Source organism: Streptomyces sp. L500 (assembly GCF_054551825.1).
On the sequence record NZ_JBTOLC010000011.1, the window covers coordinates 108,855 to 125,955 of the forward strand.

Consider the following 17,101-nt stretch of genomic DNA (forward strand, 5'->3'; position numbering starts at 1 on the left):
TCCGGCTACGTCAAAGGAAAGCGGGGTACGTACGTCACCGTACGTACCCCGCACCCTTGGGTACCGGTAGGGCCGACCGCTACCGCTTGGCCATTTCCTCCGCGATCGCGGCGGTGAAGGCGTCGATGTCGGCCTCGGTGGTGTCGAAGGAGCACATCCAGCGGACGTCCCCGGCGGCCTCGTTCCAGAAGTAGAAGCGGTAGCGCTTCTGGAGGCGCTCGCTCACGTCGTGCGGCAGCCGGGCGAAGACGGCGTTGGACTGCACCGGGTGGAGCACCTCGACGCCCTCGATGCCCCGGACGCCCTCGGCCAGCCGCGCCGCCATGGCGTTGGCGTGCCCGGCGCTGCGCAGCCACAGGTCGCCGGAGAGCAGCGCCTCGAACTGTACGGAGACGAAGCGCATCTTCGACGCGAGCTGCATCGACATCTTGCGCAGGTGCTTCATCGCCCGCACCGCGTCCGGGTTGAGGACGACGACGCACTCGCCGAAGACCATGCCGTTCTTGGTGCCGCCGAAGGAGAGCAGGTCGACCCCGGCGTCCGTGGTGAACGCGCGCAGGGGCAGGCCCAGGGAGGCCGCCGCGTTGGCGATCCGGGAGCCGTCCAGGTGGACCTTCATGCCCCGCTCGTGGGCGTGGTCGCAGATCTCCCGGATCTCCTCGGGGGTGTAGCAGGTCCCGAGCTCGGTGGTCTGGGTGATCGAGACGATCTGCGGCTGGGCCCGGTGCTCGTCCTCCCAGCCGAACGCCTCACGGTCGATCAGCTCGGGGGTGAGCTTGCCGTGCTCGGTGGGCACGTGGAGCAGCTTCAGCCCGCCGACGCGCTCGGGCGCCCCGCACTCGTCGACGTTGATGTGCGCGGAGGAGGCGCAGACGACCGCGCCCCATCGCTCGGTCGCGGCCTGGAGGGCGACGACGTTGGCACCGGTGCCGTTGAAGACGGGGAACGCCTGGGCGGTGGGGCCGAAGTGGGCCCGCATCACGTCCTGGAGGTGGGCGGTGTAGTCGTCCTCGCCGTAGGCGACCTGGTGGCCGCCGTTGGCGAGGGCGAGCGCCGCGAGGATCTCGGGGTGCGCGCCCGCGTAGTTGTCGCTGGCGAAGCCGCGCACCTCGGGGTCGTGCCGGCGTATCGCGTCGGTCGCGGGCGGGGTCACGGTTGCGGGGTCAGCCACTGACGGGTTCCGTTCACTTCCTGGGCGGGCGTGTCCCAGACGCCGGCGATGGCCTGGGCCAGGTCCTTGACGTCGGTGAAGCCCGCGAATTTCGCGTTGGGTCGTTCGGCGCGCATCGCGTCGTGCACCAGCGCCTTGACCACCAGGACGGTGGCGGCGGCCGGCGGGGCGCCCTCGCCGCCCGCCTTGCGGAAGGAGTCGGCGAGGGCCAGGGTCCAGGCCTCGGCGGCGGCCTTGGCGGCGGAGTAGGCGGCGTTCCCGGCGGTGGGCTTGCTGGCGCCGGCGGCGCTGATCAGCACGTACCGGCCGTTGCCGCTGCGGGCCAGGGGGGCCTCGAAGGCCAGGGAGGTGTGCTGGACGGTCTTGATGAGGAGCTTCTCCAGCAGCTCCCAGTCGGCGAGGTCGGTCTCGGCGAAGGTCGCCGAGCCGCGCCAGCCGCCGACCAGGTGGACCAGGCCGTCGACCCGCCCGAACTCCTTCTCGGTGCGGTCGGCCCAGGCCCGGGCGGCGTCGAGGTCGAGCAGGTCCACGGTGTCGCCGGTGACGGTGGCGCCGCCGTGGGCGTAGCGGGCGGCGTCCACGGCCTCGGCGAGGCGCGCGGCGTCCGCGTCGGCGGCGACGACGGTCGCTCCGGCCTCGGCGAGCCGCAGCAGGGTCGCCCGGCCCGCCGGGCCGGCCGCTCCGGCCACCGCCACGACGGCACCGTCCAGCGGGCCGCCGTTCCCGTTCGTCGGAATGCTCATACCCGTCACCTCCTTCTCGCGCTCGCTCACGCGGCCACCTGCTCGGCGTCGGCCGCGGTGATCCCCTTGGTCGAGGCGATCACGCCGCGCAGCTTCTTGGCAAGGGCCTCGAAGAACATGCTGAGCGGGAATTCGTCCGCGAGCACCTCGTCCACCAGCTTGCGCGGGGGGAGGGTGAGGTCGAGGGCGTCGGGGCCCTTGGCCCACACGGAGCCGGGGTGCGGCGCGAGGTAGGTCGAGACGAGCTCGTAGGCGGCGAACCAGTGGACGAGCTTGGGCCGGTCGATGCCGTCGCGGTAGAGCTTCTCGATCTCGCCGCACAGCTGGTTGGTGACCTGCGGGGCACGGTCCCAGTCGATGTGCAGGGTGTTGTCCGTCCAGCGTACGACGTCGTGCTTGTGGAGGTACGCGAAGAGCAGCTGGCCGCCGAGGCCGTCGTAGTTGCGGACGCGGTCGCCGGTGAGCGGGAAGCGGAACATCCGGTCGAAGAGCACGGCGTACTGCACGTCACGGCCCTGGGTGTAGCCGTCGGCCTCCAGCTTCACGGCCTCCTTGAAGGCGGTGAGGTCGCAGCGCAGCTCCTCCAGGCCGTACATCCAGAACGGCTGCCGCTGCTTGATCATGAAGGGGTCGAAGGGCAGGTCGCCGTGGCTGTGGGTGCGGTCGTGGACCATGTCCCACAGGACGAATGCCTCCTGGCAGCGCTGCTGGTCGTGGAGCATGGCGGCGATGTCCTCGGGGAGCTCCAGCTTGAGGGTCTCCACGGCGGCCTCGGTGACCCGGCGGAAGCGGGCGGCCTCGCGGTCGCAGAAGATGCCGCCCCAGGTGAAGCGCTCGGGGGCCTCGCGCACGGCGATGGTCTCCGGGAAGAGGACGGCGGAGTTGGTGTCGTAGCCCGAGGTGAAGTCCTCGAAGGTGATGCCGAGGAACAGCGGGTTGTCGTAGCGGGTGCGCTCGAGCTCGGCGAGCCACTCCGGCCAGACCACGCGCAGCACGACCGCCTCGAGATTGCGGTCGGGGTTGCCGTTCTGGGTGTACATGGGGAAGACGACGAGGTGCTGGAGGCCGTCGGCGCGCTGGGCGGCGGGCTGGAAGGCCAGCAGGGCCTCCAGGAAGTCCGGCACGCCGAAGCCGCCGTCGGCCCAGCGGCGCAGGTCGGCGACGAGCGCGGTGTGGTACTCCACGTCGTGCGGCAGGAGCGGCGAGAGCTGCTCCACCGCGGCTATGACCACCTCGACCTCGGCGCGGACGGCCTCGCCCGGTGGCGCGCCCTCGGCGGCCAGGTCGATGGAGCCGTCGGCGGACTGCCAGGGCCTGATTGTCTCCACGGCGCTCTTGAGGGCAGCCCAGGCGGGATGCTCGACAACACGATCCACAGACAAAATGTCGGTTTGCGTTGCCGTCGACGCAAGGATTTCCGTCACGACTAACCCTCCTCTGAAGAACCTGGCGTTAAGACACCGTATCCATGCGAGGTTCTCCGGCTCAAGAGGTGCAGCCATAAATTATCCTGCCGACCCCCCGGTGACGCCGCTGTTTTTCCTGTCGGCCTCCCCCGTCCGGGGCATCAGCTCCGATCATCCGCCTCACCGGCCCCTGCCGCCACCGGGACCGTTCTAGGCGCGTTCCGGCCATCCTCGGGTGGTCGGCCCGCCTGCTCCTCGGGGGGCAGCCCGCCGGCGCCTGGGGTGGTCAGCCCGCCAGCTCCTTGACCAGGAGCTCGAACTCCAGGTCGTCGCGCTGCGGCACACCGAAGCGCTCGTCGCCGTAGGGGAAGGGACTCATCTGACCGGTGCGCCGGTAGCCGCGGCGCTCGTACCAGGCGATCAGCTCGTCGCGCTGCTTGATCACGGTCATGTGCATGGCGTGGGCGCCCCACTCGGCGCGCGCGACGCGCTCGGCCTCCGCCATGACGAGCTTGCCCAGGCCGCCGCCCTGGGCGGTGGGCCGGACCGCGAACATGCCGAAGTAGACGTGGTCGCCACGGTGCTCGAGGTGGCAGCAGGCGAGCAGCTCGCCGTCGCGCTCCGCGATCATCAGCCGGCTGTTCTCGTCGGCGATGACGGCGAGCACGCCCTCGGGGTCGGTCCGCTGGCCGTCGAGCAGATCGGCCTCCGTCGTCCAGCCGGCCTTGCTCTCCTCGCCCCGGTAGGCCGACTCGACCAGCCGGACGAGCGCCGGCACGTCGTCGGCGGTCGCGATCCGGAAGTCCGGCGCGGTGATGGGGCGGCTGGCGGTCTCCATGGGCTCCCTGGTCCTCTCCTGCGGCTTTTCGGGCGTATGAACGACCCTAACGGAGGAGGTGTGCGTACAGTCGCGGGCATGGTGCATGTACTGAGCAGCAGGTTGTTACTGAGACCGACCGATCCCGAGCGCTCGCGGCGGTTCTACGGCGAGACCCTGGGGCTCGCGGTCTACCGGGAGTTCGGCACGGGCCCGGAGCGCGGTGTCGTCTACTTCCTGGGCGGCGGCTTCCTGGAGGTGTCGGGCAGGTCGCGGACCCCTCCCGCGCCCGGGCTCGAGCTCTGGTTCCAGGTGGCGGACGCGGCGGCGGCGTACGCGGAGTTCCTGGAGCGGGGCGTGGTGGTGCTGGAGCCGCCGGAGAAGAAGCCGTGGGGGCTGATCGAGATGTGGATCGCGGACCCGGACGGCGTGCGCATCGCGGTGGTGGAGGTGCCGGAGGGGCATCCGATCCGCTACCGGCCGACGGTCTGAACGCCTCCCCCGCCTGCTCGCCCGCCTGCTCCCCCGGACGCGCCTGCTCCCTCGGACGCGCCCCCCGGCCCGGCGCACCACCGTCGCGCACCGGCGCTGCGCGGGCGCACGCGGGGGCCCACGCGTGCTACTGCCGTGCGCCTGTGCGCTCCCGTGTGCGGCCCCCGGCCCGGGCATCCTCCGGAGGTAGGCCCGCGTCGGGAGGTATGCCGTGCACGGACCGCCGCTTCTCGGCTGGTCGCTGGTCGCGCTGTGCGCCGCCGCGGGTCTGTACTGCCTTCTGCGGGCGCGGCCCGGCGCGGCGGGGGAGCGCCGGGCCGCGGTCGCGGGGGGCGACGCCGTCATGGCCCTCGGCATGGCGGCCATGGCCGTGCCCGCGGCCGTCCTGGACACCCCGCCATGGGGTCATGTGCTCTTCGCGGCCCTGTTCGGGGTGCTGGGGCTGCACGCCCTGACGTCCGCCGGAGCGCCCCCCGGCCTGCGTCGTCTGCACCACGCGGTGGGCGCCTTCGCGATGGCCTATATGTCCCTCGCCATGGCCGCCGCCCCGGCCGGCGCCCACGCGGGCCACACCGGCGCGGACCGCGCGCCGGCCGGAGCGCCGCTGCTCACGGGGCTGTTGCTGGTGTACTTCGCGGTGTACGTCGTCCGCACGGTGGCGGGCGTCGTGCCCGTGCCGGCGGGGCCGTCGGTGGCGGGGAACGGCCCGGTGCGCCCGGGGCCGGACACGGGGGCAGGGCTGATCACGGCGTGCCGGCTGTCGATGGCCATAGGAATGGTGGTCATGCTCCTGACGATGTGACAGGCGGTCCGGATGACGGGCGGTCCGGGTGGCAGGCGGTCCGGGTGGCAGGCGGTCCGGCCGCCGTTCCCCGGGTCACGTGTCCTGTGTCACTTCGGCACGGTGCCCGTATCCGGGCACGGCGCGGCCCTCATAGGCTGGCACCCATGATGGTCCCGCTCGCGCTGCTGGTCCTCGGCGGCCTGGCCGCGGCGCTGGCGCCGCGCGTGCTGGCACGTGCCGACTGGCCCACTCGGGAACCCGTGCTCGCTCTGCTGGTGTGGCAATGCGTCGTGGCCGCCGTGCTGTTGTGCTGCGCGCTGGCCATGGCGCTGAGCGCCGCCGCCGCGTGGGAGGCGGTGCGCGGCCATGTGTTCGCGCCCGCGCCGCGCGGGGTGATGGAGGCGTACGCCCTGACCGGGTGCGGCGCCTGGGCCGCTCCCCTGGCCGTCGCCCTCGCCTCCGGGGCGGTCTGGACGGCGGCGATGCTCACCCGCGAGATCCGCACCGCCCGGGCCCGGCGCCGGCGCCGCCGCGCGGACCTGCTCGTCCGGGCGCCCCTGCTGCCCGGGGAGGAGCGCGGCGCCGAGCGGCTCGTCGTACTGGAGGGCGAGCGCGCCGAGGCGTGGCTGCTGCGGGGCGGCGCCGCGCCCCGGCTGGTCATCACGACGGCGGCGCTGCGCCGGCTGAAGGGCTCCCAGCTGGACGCGGTCCTCGCCCACGAACAGGGGCACGCCCGGGCCCGCCACGACTGGCTGCTGCACGTCTCCTCGGCGCTGGCCCGGGGCTTTCCGCAGGTGCCGGTGTTCGCGGCCTTCCGCGACCAGATGCACCACCTCGTCGAGCTGGCCGCCGACGACTCCGCCTCCCGGCGCTTCGGCCGCCTGACGACCGCGCTCGCGCTGGTCGAACTCAACGAGGACCGGGGCGTGTTCGGCCCCTGCCCGGCCGGCGTCTCGGGACTCCCCGACCGGGTCGACCGCCTCCTGGCCCCCGCGCCCCGGCTGACGGCCCTCCAGCGGCTCCGCCTGACGGCGACGGCGGCACTGGTGCCGGTCGTCCCCGTGCTGGTGACGTTCGTACCGGGGCTGAGCGCGCTGGGCAGGTGAGCCGGGGACGTCCGGGCCTTCGCCGACGACGCGTCAACTGTCTCGCGCGGCCGCGGCGCGGTGGGCGGAGTCGGTGAGGGTGGTGAGACCGGCGGGGCGGGCGAAGCCGGTTCGCCCGGCTCAGCGTGTCCTTCCTCGCGGTTTGAGCGCTACCGGAGGCAGTTCGGGAGCGGGCAGTCGGGCTCCTTCATAGCCGTGCACCTCGCCGAAGCGGGAGCCGGTCATCCACTCCGACCGGGCCCGCGCCACGTCCTCGTGGGAACGACCGACGAAGTTCCACCACATGACGATCTTCTCCTCGAAGGGTTCGCCTCCCAGCAGCATCAGCCCGGCATCCGACTCGGCGCGCACCGGCAGTCCGGTGCGCCCGCACCCGAGGTAGAGCATGGAACCGGGCAGGACGCGGACGCCGTCCACCTCCGCCTCACCGGACATGACGAGCACCGCGTACTCGAAGTCGGGCTCCACCGGCAGGCTCGTCCGCGTGCCGGCGGCAAGGGCGATGTCGGCACCGACGAGAGGGCTGTAGATGGTGCCGGGTGAGGCGGCGCCGTCGAGCTCGCCCAGGATCACCGTCGCGGTCACCCCCGGCGCGCTGACGGTCGGCAGGTCGGGATGGTGCTCGAAGTGCGGTTCCACGTGCCGGTGGGCGTCGGGCAGGGCGACCCAAAGCTGCGCGCCGTGGAGGTAGCGGGGATGCGGCCGAGGGCTCTCCTCGGAGTGCGCGATGCCCCGGCCGGACGTCATCAGGCCCAGCTCCCGGGGACGAACGGCCTGAAGGCTGCCGACGCTGTCCCGGTGGAGCACCTCTCCCTCGTGCAGCCAGCTGACGGTCTGCAGACCCATGTGCGGATGCGGCGGAACCTGCATCCCCGGCTCGTCGGCGATGTCGTCCGGTCCGTAGTGGTCGACGAAGGCCCACCCGCCGACCATGCGGCGGCCCAGGTTCGGGAGCAGCCGGCGGACGTAGGTGGATTCGCCGAGCGGCACTCGTTTGGGTTCGAGCAGCTCGCGCACGGGTCCGCCGGGAGTATCGGCGCGTCCACCACAGAGGGAGGGGGCGGGATGCAGATCCAGATTGCTCATGCCGACAACGTAGCCCGCGCGGCGTTCCTTCACCCGTTCGGCCCACAGCCCGGTGCGCCCCGCCGACCGCCGTGGTCCCCTGTGAGCGTGGGGAACGACCGCCCCGGCAGGGGCGAGAAAGCGGCTCCGCACCTCGCGGCGGAGGAGCTCGGCGCGCGGTACGCGGTGGCCAAGGAGGCCGTGGAGTGCCTCGACTTCGGCATGTCCGTCAAGGAGGCCGTCCAGCAGGCCCGTACCGCCGAGCCAGGAGGGCGGCAGGTCACGCCGCAGCAAGTGGTCCAAGGGGCGCACGACATCATCAGCGCCGGTCCCGACGAGGACATGGACGTGAACGGGGAACCCGGCACGGGCGGCGACGGCCATGGACCCACGACACGGTGACCTGCCCGCCGGTCCCGCACCCGGCGTCGTGGAGGCCGCCATCGACCGCTTCCACGAACTCCTCGGCCACGACCGCGCGGCCCAGGTCACCCAGCACCGGCTGCTGGAGCACCAGCGCGACGCGCGCATGACGTCCGACGGCCGGCCGCTGACGCGCATGCTGCGGCCGCGCTTCATGAGCGAGGCGGAACACGCCCAGGGGTGCGCGGACGGCGCGCTGCTCGCGCGGGCGATCCACCGGCTGGCCGCGTACGCCCTGCGGCCGGGAGAGGCGGGCGAGCTCGTGCGGCGCCAACTGGCGCTGTCCGACGAGGAGAGGACGCTCGTCGCGATGGCCCCGCCGGCCGGCGACTGCGGCTCGCACTCCCGGCTCGACGGGTTCCGGGCCGTCGGGCGGACGCTCTTCGTCGAGTACAACTCCCACAGCCCCGGCGGCGTCATCTCGCAGGACCTGCTGGCCGACGCCTACCTGGACACCCCGGTCATGGAGGCGTTCACCCGCGAGTACACCGCGCGGCCCGTGCCGGGGCTCCCACGCATGGCCGACACTCTGGTGGGCGCCTGGGCCGCCGGCGGCTCCCCGGGCGGCGCGCCCCACGCGGCCATCGTCGACTGGCAGTCCAAACTCCCCTGGGAGTTCGGCGCGCTCCAGGCGCGGCTGCGGCGGCGCGGCGTGCCGACGGTGGTGTGCACGCCGGACGATCTGCACTACGACACCGGGCGGGGCCTGTTCACGCGGGACGCCGACGGGCGGGCGCGGCCGGTCACCGTGGTCCACCGGCGGGCCGTCCTCGCCGATCTGCTCTCCCGCTACGGGCCCGCCTTCGCCGAGCATCCGATGACGCGCGCCTGGGCGAGCGGGGCGTGCGTCATGGTCAACCCGTACACCAGCAACCTGGCGAACAAGAAGTCGGCCCTGGGCCTGCTCACCGACCCGCGCACCCGTTGCCTCCTGCCGGCGCCGGAGGCGGCCGCCGCCGGGGCCCTCGTCCCGTGGACGAGGCTGGTGCGCCCGGGGTCCACGGCCTGTCCCGACGGGCGCACGGTGGACCTCTTGGACTTCGCCCGCTCCCGGCGCGAGCGTCTGGTGCTCAAACCCAACGACGACTACGGCGGCAACGGCGTCGTGTGCGGCTGGCGCACCACGGACGCGGACTGGCGGACCGCCCTCGGCCGGGCCCTCGCGACCCCGCACGTCGTTCAGGAACGCGTTCCCGTTCCGGTCGTCCCCTACCCCGTCCTCGCAGACGGCCGTCTGCGGGTCGAGCGGTCGGGCGAGAGCACCGACCCGTTCCTCTTCGGCGCCGACGCCCCGGGGTGCGTCTCGCGGGTGTCCACCGGCTCCCTGATCAACGTCAGCGCCGGCGCCTGCCCCGTCCCCGTCTTCCGCGTCGCGCCTCGGTGACCCGCGCGACACCCGCGCTGTCCTGCGCGCCTACGCGCCCGCCCACTCCCGCAGTGCCGCGCGGGTGTCGAAGCGGGCGACGTCGCGGTCCAGGCCGCCGGCCCAGCTGTGCTGGTGGAAGGTCCACTGGTGCTGGACCGCCGGGCGGCCGGCGGCGTGGTCGGGGTCGGCTATCCACAGGCCGTCGCCGGCGTTGTCGGTGGTGTCGCGGTTGAACCAGTATTCACGGTTGCAGTAGAGGACGACGCGGTGGCCGGGGGCCGCGTCCTTGACGTCCTCCAGCCAGCGGTCCTTGTCCAGGCACCAGACGTCGGGGTGTTCCCAGTCGAGGGCGAGCACGTCGCCCGCGCGTAAGGCGATCTTGTCGAGGAAGTAACCGGCCTGGGCGGACATCGAGCCGGGTGTGACGTAGTGGTAGTAGCCGACGACGAGCCCGGCGTTCCGGGCCCGGTTGCGCTGGGTCACCCACTTGGGGTTGGTGTACGAGGTGCCCTCGGTCACCTTGACGAACACGAAGTCCAGCCCCTGGACCGCGTAGTTCGTGCTGTTGTGGCTGCTGACATCGATGCCGTGAAGCATGGCGCTCTCCTCCGGGTACCGCGGACGACGGAGCGTCCGCAGTATCGGCCCGGACCGTCACGACAGCGAGGGCCGTGGACCGGAAACTTCGAAGAGAGTTCCGGATGCGCGCCGCTACGGGCCGCCGCGCGCCTACGGCACCGCCGGAACGCGCGGCCGGCGGCTGCCCGCGGCGGTGCGCAGCGCCAGCGCGGCCAGGGCCTCGGGGGCTCCGCGCTGGCCCCGGATGCCGGGGAAGGCGTTGATGTCGACGATCACCGGTGTTCCCCCGGCGTCGAGCAGGTCCACGCCGTAGACGTCCAGGGCGAAGACCTCGCCCACCCGCCGGGCAAGCTCCGCCCATCCGGCGGGCAGCTCGCCGGGCGCGAGGGCGCGGGTGCGGCTCCCGGGGACGGCGTCGGCCAGCTCGGAGCGGCGCAGCGCGGCGAAGACCTGGTCGGCGACGACCCAGAGTTTGTGGTCCCAGCCGTCGTTGGGGGTGAAGGGCTGGACGACCACGGGTTCGTCCGGCCAGCGGGCGGCGAGCTCCCGCAGCCGCGCGGCGTCGTCGACGCGGGCGACGAGGTCGTGGCGGCGGCTGTGGCGGCTCTTGACGACGACGGGCGCCGCCGGTTCGCCGGCCGCCACCAGGGGGGCGAGCGAGGGCTCGGTGCGGGTGGCCACGAACGGCAGTCCGGCGCGGCGGGCGACGTCGGCCATGGCGGTGCGGTCCTGGCAGAGCCCGGTGGCCGCGGCGGAGTTCAGCACGGGCGCGCCGTGCTCCTCCAGGTGGCGGGCGAGGGCCAGGGCGCGGGGGGTGCGGGTCTTGAGGAGGTAGACGTCGGACAGGTCCGAAGGGTCGGGAAAGTCCTCAAGGTCGGTCGGGTCCAGCCATGTCACCTCGTGGCGGGGTGTCAGCAGGGCGGTGGTCGCGGCGAGCAGCGGGTGGTGCGGGTCGGGCGTGAGCAGGCAGATCCTCATGCGTTGCCGCCGATCGCGCGCGCGGGCGCGGTCAGCGCCGGGCGGGGCATCGGTACGACGTGCGCGGTGCCGCCCGCCTCGGCGAGCCGGAGGACGGCCCGGGCCACGCGGGCGACGGCGTCGGGCACCTGGCGGAAGCTGGGGAAGTCGTTGACGTCGACGACGACGGGGCCGTCGGGGCCGAAGACGATGTCCACGCCGTAGAGGTCGAGGCCGAAGAGGGCGCCGACCTCGCCGGCGATGGCCTCGACCTCGGGGGTGAGGGGGACCTGGCGCTCCGTGGGCGGCCGGTCGGGGTGGAGGGGGCTGCGGCGTTCGGTGGCGTAGAGCTCACCGTCGAGGCAGTACACCTTGAGGTCGACGCCCGAGTTGGGGACGTACGGCTGGGCGATGAGCAGGCCGTCCCCGGTGGGTTCGGCGCCGGGGTCGGTGAGCCGTCCGGCGTCCGGGACGAGCCGCACCGCCCGCCCGGAGCTGCCGTCGGCGGGCTTGACCACGAGCGGGAAGGCGTCGGCGGGCAGCTCCGCGAAGTCCTCGGCGCGGGCGGCGGCGTAGGTGACGGGGACCGGCAGCCCGTGGGCCTCGGCGAGCACGGCGGCGAGCGCCTTGTCCCGTACGCCCCGGATCGCCCGGGCGTCGTTGACCGTGGTGAGCCCCACGGCGGCGGCGCCCTCCAGCAGGGTGAGCCCGGGGCCGCCGGAGACGGTCTTGAGCACCCAGGCGTCGTGGCGCCCGGCGCGCACCGTCTCGGAGAGCCGGATCAGCGAGCCGCCCGGCCGCAGCACGTCCACCCGGTGTCCCCAGGCGGTCAGTTGGCGGATCACGTCCACCGGCATGCCGTCGTACCGGTACTGCTCCTCCACCAGGAAGCAGAGTCTCATGTGCTGCATCATCCTCGAAATCCCCGACGTCCGCCGTGCCCGCCCCGGCGGGGCGTGACGGCTCAGGATGTCATGGGCGCGAGGGCGCTCCGCACGGGGCGGCGCCCCGAAGGGGCGTGGGGAACTGCGCGGCCGGCCACGGCGGCACCGCGGCCGGCCGACGCCCCGTCGCGGCACTGTGGACTCCCGGCTCAGCCCGGCGGACGGAACGCTTCCAGTAGTCGCTCGGCGGCCAGGGCCGCCGTCAGGGCGCCCTCGCGCACCTGTCGTTCCAGGCCGGGGGCCAGCGCGCGGACGTCGGGGTGGTCGCGCAGTTCGGCGAGGAGCCGGTCGCGGACCATGGTCCAGACCCAGTCGACCTGCTGCTCGCGGCGGCGGGCGGCCAGGCCGCCGGTGGCCTCCAGGACGCCCCGGTGGGCCTCGACGCGCTCCCACAGGGTGTCCAGGCCGGTGCTCTCGCGGGCGCTGCAGGTGAGGACGGGCGGGTTCCAGGCGGCGTCGTGGGAGTGCATCAGGCGCAGCGCCCCGGACAGTTCGCGGGCGGCGGCCTTGGCGTCGCGTTCGTGCGGTCCGTCCGCTTTGTTCACGGCGATGACGTCGGCGAGTTCCAGGACGCCCTTCTTGATGCCCTGGAGCTGATCGCCGGTGCGGGCCAGGGTGAGCAGCAGGAACGTGTCGACCATGTCGGCGACGGCGGTCTCCGACTGGCCGACGCCGACGGTCTCCACCAGGACGACGTCGTAGCCGGCGGCCTCCATCACCACCATGGTCTCGCGGGTGGCCTTGGCGACCCCGCCGAGCGTGCCGGCGGTCGGCGAGGGGCGGACGAAGGCCGCCGGGTCGACGGCGAGGCGCTCCATCCGGGTCTTGTCGCCGAGGATGCTGCCGCCGGTGCGGCTGGAGGAGGGGTCGACGGCGAGCACCGCGACCCGGTGGCCGAGCCCGGTGAGCATGGTGCCGAAGGCGTCGATGAAGGTGGACTTGCCGACGCCGGGCACCCCGGTGACGCCGATCCGGCGCGCCCCGCCCGCGTGCGGCAGCAGTTCGGTCAGCATCCGCTGGGCGAGTTCGCGGTGGTCGGCGCGCCGGGATTCCACGAGCGTGATGGCGCGGGCGACGGCCGCCCGCTCGCCGTCCAGCACGCCCTTGACGTAGGCGTCCAGGTCTATCGCGCGGGCCATGGGCTCACAGCTCGTGGCCGAGGACCCCGGCGAGGGTCTTCAGCAGGTCGTGGGCGGCGTCGGGGATGACCGTGCCGGGCGGGAAGACCGCGGCGGCGCCCATCTCCAGGAGGGTGGGGACGTCCTGCGGCGGGATGACCCCGCCCACGACGACCATGATGTCCTCGCGGCCCTGTGCCGCGAGCTCCTCGCGGAGCGCCGGGACGAGCGTGAGGTGACCGGCCGCCAGCGAGGAGACGCCGACGATGTGGACGTCCGCCTCGACCGCCTGCCGGGCGACCTCGGCGGGCGTCTGGAAGAGCGGGCCGACGTCCACGTCGAAGCCGAGGTCGGCGAAGGCGGTGGCGATGACCTTCTGGCCGCGGTCGTGGCCGTCCTGGCCCATCTTGGCGACCAGGATGCGCGGGCGGCGCCCGTCCTCCCGCTCGAACGCCTCGACCAGCGCGCGGGTGCGCTCCACGCCGGACGACATGCCGGCCTCCTCCCGGTAGACACCGGAGATCGTACGGATCTGCCCGGCGTGCCGCCCGTAGACCTTCTCCAGGGCGTCGGAGATCTCGCCGACGGTGGCCTTGGCGCGGGCGGCGTCCACGGCGAGGGCCAGGAGGTTGCCGTCAAGGCCCGGGCCGGGGCCGGCCTCGGCGGCGCGGGTGAGGGCGTGGAGGGCGTCCTGGCAGGCGCTCTCGTCGCGTTCGGCGCGCAGCCGGCGGAGCTTGTCGATCTGCCGGCCGCGCACCGAGGAGTTGTCGACCTTGAGGACCTCGATCTGCTCGTCGCTGTCGACCCGGTACTTGTTGACGCCGATGACGGGCTGCCGGCCGGAGTCGATGCGGGCCTGGGTGCGGGCCGCGGCCTCCTCGACGCGGAGCTTGGGGATGCCGGCGTCGATGGCCTGCGCCATGCCGCCGGCCGCCTCGACCTCCTGGATGTGCTGCCAGGCGCGGCGGGCGAGGTCGTGGGTGAGCCGCTCGACGTAGGCGCTGCCGCCCCAGGGGTCGATGACCCGGCAGGTCCCGGACTCCTGCTGGATGAGCAGCTGGGTGTTGCGGGCGATGCGGGCGGAGAAGTCGGTGGGCAGGGCCAGCGCCTCGTCGAGGGCGTTGGTGTGGAGGGACTGGGTGTGGCCCTGGGTGGCGGCCATGGCCTCGACGCAGGTGCGCGCCACGTTGTTGAAGACGTCCTGGGCGGTGAGCGACCAGCCGGAGGTCTGCGAATGGGTGCGCAGCGACAGGGACTTGCTGTTCTTGGGGTCGAACTGCTTGACGAGCCTGGCCCACAGCAGCCGGGCGGCCCGGAGCTTGGCGATCTCCATGAAGAAGTTCATGCCGATCGCCCAGAAGAAGGAAAGGCGGGGCGCGAAGGCGTCCACGTCGAGGCCGGCGCCCTGGCCGGCGCGGAGGTACTCGACGCCGTCGGCGAGGGTGTAGGCGAGCTCCAGGTCGGCCGTGGCCCCGGCTTCCTGGATGTGGTAGCCGGAGATGGAGATGGAGTTGTAGCGCGGCATCTTCTGCGAGGTGTACGCGAAGATGTCGGAGATGATCCGCATCGAGGGCCGGGGCGGATAGATGTAGGTGTTGCGGACCATGAACTCCTTGAGGATGTCGTTCTGGATGGTCCCGGCCAGCTTCTCGGGCGGTACGCCCTGTTCCTCGGCGGCGACGATGTAGAGGGCGAGGACGGGCAGCACCGCGCCGTTCATGGTCATGGAGACGGTCATTTTGTCGAGCGGGATGCCGTCGAAGAGCTGCCGCATGTCGTAGATGGAGTCGATGGCGACGCCCGCCATGCCGACGTCGCCGGTGACGCGCGGGTGGTCGCTGTCGTAGCCGCGGTGGGTCGGCAGGTCGAAGGCGACGGACAGGCCCTTCTGGCCGGCCGCCAGGTTGCGGCGGTAGAAGGCGTTGGACTCCTCGGCCGTGGAGAAGCCGGCGTACTGCCGGATGGTCCAGGGCTGGTTGACGTACATCGTCGGGTACGGGCCGCGCAGGTAGGGCGCGATGCCGGGGTAGGTGGCGAGGAAGTCCAGTCCTTCGAGGTCCTCGGCGGTGTAGAGGGGTTTGACGCCGATGCCCTCGGGGGTCTCCCACAGGAGGTCCTCGGCGCTCTTGCCGGTGCTCTCCTTCAGCGCGGCGCGCCAGGCCCCGGGGTCGGCGGGGCCGGTGGCGGCGGGGTCGAGGTCGATGCCGGAGAAGTCGGGGATCCGCATCACGCCACTCCCATGCGGTCGAGGACGGAGGAGAGGACGGCGACGGCGTCGCCGCCGGCGAAGACGAACGCGTCGACTCCCGCCCGCAGACAGTCTTCCCGCAGCTCGCCCTTGGGCTTTCCGGCGAGGAAGACGACGGTGGCGCCCCCTGCCTTGAGCGCCTCGGCCACGGCCGGGGCCTGCTCGGCGTAGAGGGTGTCGCCGGAGCACAGGCAGGCGATCGTGGCGCCCTCGGCGGTGAGGGCGTCGGCGGCGTCCTCGGCCGTGACCTGGCGGGTGACGGGCTCGATGCCGCCCGCCTGGAAGAGGTTGGCGGCGAAGGTCGCCCGGCCGGTGTGGGCGGCGGCGGGGCCGAGGGCCGCGAGGAGGACGCGGGGCCGGGCGCCGGTGGCGGCGAGGTGGGCGTCCGAGCGGGCACGCAGCGCCTCGTACGCCTCGTCGCGGCGGACCTTCGGCAGTCCGCCGGTGGGCGCGGGCGGGGCGGGTTCGCGGTGGACGGGCGCCTCGCCGAGGTGGGGGAACTCGCTGACGCCGGTGATGGGTTCGCGGCGGGTGGCCAGGTCGGCGGAGCGGGTCCGCCAGGTGTCGGCGAGGCGTTCGGCGAGGAATCCGGAGCGCAGGGCGGCGGCCTGGCCCCCGGCGCGTTCGAGGTCCTGGAAGAAGGCCCAGGCGGCGTGGGCGAGTTCGTCGGTGAGCCGCTCCACGTACCAGGAGCCGCCGGCCGGGTCGACGACCCGGGCCAGGTGGGACTCCTCCAGCAGGATCGAGGAGGTGTTGCGGGCGATCCGGCGGGCGAAGGCGTCGGGCAGGCCGAGGGCCGTGTCGAAGGGCAGGACGGTGACGGCGTCCGCGCCGCCGACGCCGGCGCCGAGGCAGGCGATGGTGGTGCGCAGCATGTTCACCCAGGGGTCGCGCCGGGTCATCATCACCGAGGAGGTGACGGCGTGCTGGCGCTGGGCGCGGGCGGCGGGCGTGGCGCCGCTGACCTCGGCGACGCGGGCCCACAGCCGGCGGGCGGCGCGGAGTTTGGCGATGGTGAGGAACTGGTCGGCGGTGGCGGAGTAGCGGAACTCCAGCTGGGCGCATGCCTCGTCGACGGTGAGCCCGGCGGCGGTGAGGGTGCGGAGGTAGGCGACGCCGGTGGCCAGGGAGGCGCCCAGTTCCTGGGCGGGCGAGCCGCCGGCCTCGTGGTGGGGCAGCGCGTCGACGGTCAGGGCGCGCAGGCGCGGGTGGTCGCGGACGCACAGGGCGGCGAGGCGGGCGGCGGCGTCCAGGGCCTCGGAGGGGTCGGCGTCGGTGCCGGTGCGGGCGAGGGTGCCCAGGGGGTCGGCGCCGAGGTTGCCGGCGGCCGCGTCGCGCGGCAGGCCGCGCTCGGCGTACAGGCCGAGCAGCTTCCGCGCGGCGGGCTCGGACTCCTCGCCCGCGTCGAGGACGACGGGGGCGAGGTCGAGGTAGACGCCGTCAAGGGCGGCGGGCAGCGCCTCGACGGGCAGTCCGGCGCCGCCGACGGCGATCCACAGGGAGGTGACGCCGTTCTCGAGATCGGCGAGGACGGCCTCGTTGACCCGCCGGGGGTCGGGGCCGCCGTGGTGCTGGCGTACGTCCCAGCCGGTGAGCGCGGTGCCCTCCGGCCGCCCGCCGCGGACGAACGGGGGAAAGCCGGGCGGGCCGGGCACCGCGCCGCCGTCGTCGGCGGTGTAGAGGGGACGGGTGGCGAGCCCGTCCTGGAGCGCGGTGGCCAGTGCGTCCTCGGCCGCCGGTCCCTCGGCCGCGGTGCCCGTTTTGCTCAGCACGCCTGTGACAAGGCGCTGCCACTGCTCACGGGTCGCGTCCGGGAACTCGGCAGCCAGGTGGAAGCCGTCGTCGGGCAGGACCGTCATGGGGGGAAGGCTAGTGAGCGGCC

Annotated in this window: 16 protein-coding genes; 5 read left to right on the forward strand and 11 right to left on the reverse strand. The window is 73.6% G+C overall.

Features of this window, described 5'->3' with window-relative positions:
• Window positions 1–79: 79 nt before the first annotated feature.
• From ACX9I7_RS13615 to ACX9I7_RS13630, 4 genes are all read right to left on the reverse strand, one after another.
• Complete coding sequence (locus tag ACX9I7_RS13615) at window positions 80–1,171, reverse strand: threonine aldolase family protein (protein ID WP_387572890.1); 1,092 nt, start codon at window positions 1,169–1,171, stop codon at window positions 80–82.
• Window positions 1,150–1,914 (reverse strand): SDR family NAD(P)-dependent oxidoreductase, encoded by a 765-nt coding sequence (locus ACX9I7_RS13620; RefSeq protein WP_459387475.1) that lies wholly within the window; start codon window positions 1,912–1,914, stop codon window positions 1,150–1,152. Before ACX9I7_RS13620 ends, ACX9I7_RS13615 begins: the two co-directional genes overlap by 22 nt.
• Before the next feature lie 26 nt (window positions 1,915–1,940).
• Window positions 1,941–3,338 (reverse strand): DUF6421 family protein, encoded by a 1,398-nt coding sequence (locus ACX9I7_RS13625; protein ID WP_387572896.1) that lies wholly within the window; start codon window positions 3,336–3,338, stop codon window positions 1,941–1,943.
• Window positions 3,339–3,606: 268 nt separating this feature from the next.
• Window positions 3,607–4,158 (reverse strand): GNAT family N-acetyltransferase, encoded by a 552-nt coding sequence (locus ACX9I7_RS13630; protein WP_387572899.1) that lies wholly within the window; start codon window positions 4,156–4,158, stop codon window positions 3,607–3,609.
• 78 nt (window positions 4,159–4,236) lie between these two features.
• Between ACX9I7_RS13630 and ACX9I7_RS13635 the strand changes: the two genes are divergently transcribed.
• From ACX9I7_RS13635 to ACX9I7_RS13645, 3 genes are all read left to right on the forward strand, one after another.
• Window positions 4,237–4,629 carry a VOC family protein gene (locus ACX9I7_RS13635; RefSeq protein WP_189450714.1) on the forward strand — a complete coding sequence of 131 codons (393 nt, stop codon included), beginning with the start codon at window positions 4,237–4,239 and terminating at the stop codon, window positions 4,627–4,629.
• Between the two features lie 211 nt (window positions 4,630–4,840).
• Window positions 4,841–5,431, forward strand: a complete 591-nt coding sequence (locus ACX9I7_RS13640) for a DUF5134 domain-containing protein (RefSeq protein WP_387572902.1) — start codon at window positions 4,841–4,843, stop codon at window positions 5,429–5,431.
• A gap of 146 nt (window positions 5,432–5,577) precedes the next feature.
• Window positions 5,578–6,519: a M56 family metallopeptidase gene (locus ACX9I7_RS13645; protein ID WP_387572905.1), complete on the forward strand. Its 942-nt coding sequence runs from the start codon at window positions 5,578–5,580 to the stop codon at window positions 6,517–6,519.
• Window positions 6,520–6,639: 120 nt separating this feature from the next.
• Here the strand turns inward: ACX9I7_RS13645 and ACX9I7_RS13650 are convergent, their stop codons facing one another.
• Window positions 6,640–7,605, reverse strand: coding sequence for a pirin family protein (locus ACX9I7_RS13650; RefSeq protein ID WP_459387476.1), 966 nt, complete (start codon window positions 7,603–7,605; stop codon window positions 6,640–6,642).
• Between the two features lie 87 nt (window positions 7,606–7,692).
• On the opposite strand from ACX9I7_RS13650, the gene ACX9I7_RS13655 reads away from it, so the two are divergent.
• Both ACX9I7_RS13655 and ACX9I7_RS13660 read left to right on the forward strand, forming a co-directional pair.
• Complete coding sequence (locus ACX9I7_RS13655) at window positions 7,693–7,986, forward strand: hypothetical protein (protein WP_459387477.1); 294 nt, start codon at window positions 7,693–7,695, stop codon at window positions 7,984–7,986.
• Complete coding sequence (locus tag ACX9I7_RS13660) at window positions 7,967–9,391, forward strand: ATP-grasp domain-containing protein (RefSeq protein ID WP_459387478.1); 1,425 nt, start codon at window positions 7,967–7,969, stop codon at window positions 9,389–9,391. Before ACX9I7_RS13655 ends, ACX9I7_RS13660 begins: the two co-directional genes overlap by 20 nt.
• A 30-nt stretch (window positions 9,392–9,421) precedes the next feature.
• Here the strand turns inward: ACX9I7_RS13660 and ACX9I7_RS13665 are convergent, their stop codons facing one another.
• The 6 genes from ACX9I7_RS13665 to ACX9I7_RS13690 all read right to left on the reverse strand — a co-directional run bounded on the left by ACX9I7_RS13665 (window position 9,422) and on the right by ACX9I7_RS13690 (window position 17,078).
• Window positions 9,422–9,970, reverse strand: coding sequence for a glycoside hydrolase family 25 protein (locus ACX9I7_RS13665; protein ID WP_387572917.1), 549 nt, complete (start codon window positions 9,968–9,970; stop codon window positions 9,422–9,424).
• Between the two features lie 132 nt (window positions 9,971–10,102).
• Entirely contained in the window at window positions 10,103–10,930 is an 828-nt protein-coding gene (locus tag ACX9I7_RS13670; protein WP_459387479.1) for an ATP-grasp domain-containing protein, read from the reverse strand.
• Window positions 10,927–11,811: an ATP-grasp domain-containing protein gene (locus ACX9I7_RS13675; protein WP_387572923.1), complete on the reverse strand. Its 885-nt coding sequence runs from the start codon at window positions 11,809–11,811 to the stop codon at window positions 10,927–10,929. Before ACX9I7_RS13675 ends, ACX9I7_RS13670 begins: the two co-directional genes overlap by 4 nt.
• 191 nt (window positions 11,812–12,002) lie before the next feature.
• Entirely contained in the window at window positions 12,003–12,992 is a 990-nt protein-coding gene (gene meaB / locus ACX9I7_RS13680; RefSeq protein WP_387572926.1) for a methylmalonyl Co-A mutase-associated GTPase MeaB, read from the reverse strand.
• Between the two features lie 4 nt (window positions 12,993–12,996).
• Window positions 12,997–15,198 (reverse strand): methylmalonyl-CoA mutase, encoded by a 2,202-nt coding sequence (scpA, locus tag ACX9I7_RS13685; RefSeq protein ID WP_459387480.1) that lies wholly within the window; start codon window positions 15,196–15,198, stop codon window positions 12,997–12,999.
• Window positions 15,198–17,078 (reverse strand): methylmalonyl-CoA mutase family protein, encoded by a 1,881-nt coding sequence (locus ACX9I7_RS13690; protein WP_459387481.1) that lies wholly within the window; start codon window positions 17,076–17,078, stop codon window positions 15,198–15,200. The genes scpA and ACX9I7_RS13690 overlap by 1 nt, the downstream gene beginning before the upstream one ends.
• Window positions 17,079–17,101: the final 23 nt, after the last annotated feature.

Coding starts and splice junctions, on each gene's coding strand:
- ACX9I7_RS13620 (WP_459387475.1), bottom strand. CDS start 1,914: ATGAGCATTCCGACGAACGGGAACGGCGGCCCGCTGGACGGTGCCGTC.
- ACX9I7_RS13630 (WP_387572899.1), bottom strand. CDS start 4,158: ATGGAGACCGCCAGCCGCCCCATCACCGCGCCGGACTTCCGGATCGCG.
- ACX9I7_RS13635 (WP_189450714.1), top strand. CDS start 4,237: ATGGTGCATGTACTGAGCAGCAGGTTGTTACTGAGACCGACCGATCCC.
- ACX9I7_RS13645 (WP_387572905.1), top strand. CDS start 5,578: ATGATGGTCCCGCTCGCGCTGCTGGTCCTCGGCGGCCTGGCCGCGGCG.
- ACX9I7_RS13650 (WP_459387476.1), bottom strand. CDS start 7,605: ATGAGCAATCTGGATCTGCATCCCGCCCCCTCCCTCTGTGGTGGACGC.
- ACX9I7_RS13660 (WP_459387478.1), top strand. CDS start 7,967: ATGGACCCACGACACGGTGACCTGCCCGCCGGTCCCGCACCCGGCGTC.
- ACX9I7_RS13665 (WP_387572917.1), bottom strand. CDS start 9,970: ATGCTTCACGGCATCGATGTCAGCAGCCACAACAGCACGAACTACGCG.
- ACX9I7_RS13670 (WP_459387479.1), bottom strand. CDS start 10,930: ATGAGGATCTGCCTGCTCACGCCCGACCCGCACCACCCGCTGCTCGCC.
- ACX9I7_RS13675 (WP_387572923.1), bottom strand. CDS start 11,811: ATGAGACTCTGCTTCCTGGTGGAGGAGCAGTACCGGTACGACGGCATG.
- meaB (WP_387572926.1), bottom strand. CDS start 12,992: ATGGCCCGCGCGATAGACCTGGACGCCTACGTCAAGGGCGTGCTGGAC.
- scpA (WP_459387480.1), bottom strand. CDS start 15,198: ATGCGGATCCCCGACTTCTCCGGCATCGACCTCGACCCCGCCGCCACC.
- ACX9I7_RS13690 (WP_459387481.1), bottom strand. CDS start 17,078: ATGACGGTCCTGCCCGACGACGGCTTCCACCTGGCTGCCGAGTTCCCG.